Origin of the sequence: Nocardioides cremeus, from assembly GCF_030518195.1 — a bacterium.
GTDB classification, from domain to species: Bacteria; Actinomycetota; Actinomycetes; order Propionibacteriales; family Nocardioidaceae; genus Nocardioides; species Nocardioides cremeus.
This window is the reverse complement of sequence record NZ_JAULSC010000459.1, coordinates 1-216: the sequence shown is the minus strand read 5'-3', so window position 1 is coordinate 216 and position 216 is coordinate 1. Positions and strand designations below refer to the sequence as shown.

1 pseudogene is annotated in these 216 nt (G+C 70.4%); it reads left to right on the top strand.

Annotated elements, in window-relative coordinates:
- Window positions 1–210: pseudogene (locus QWJ41_RS21725) on the top strand (cupin domain-containing protein); the annotation flags it as partial.
- Window positions 211–216: the final 6 nt, after the last annotated feature.

The window sequence follows — 216 nt, the reverse complement described above, 5'->3', positions numbered from 1 at the left end:
CACACCTTCTGGAACCCCGGCGACGACGAGGCACGGGTGCTCGAGCTGATCTCGCCGGGCGGCTTCGAGCAGCTCTTCCGCTCGATGATGACCCTGGTCGTCGAGGACCCCGACGACCGGGCCGCCGCCGGGGCGGCGTACGGCGCCGAGATCGACATGGCGGCCACCATGCGCCTCCTGGAGGAGCACGCAGGGCTCTTCGAGCTCTGACCACAG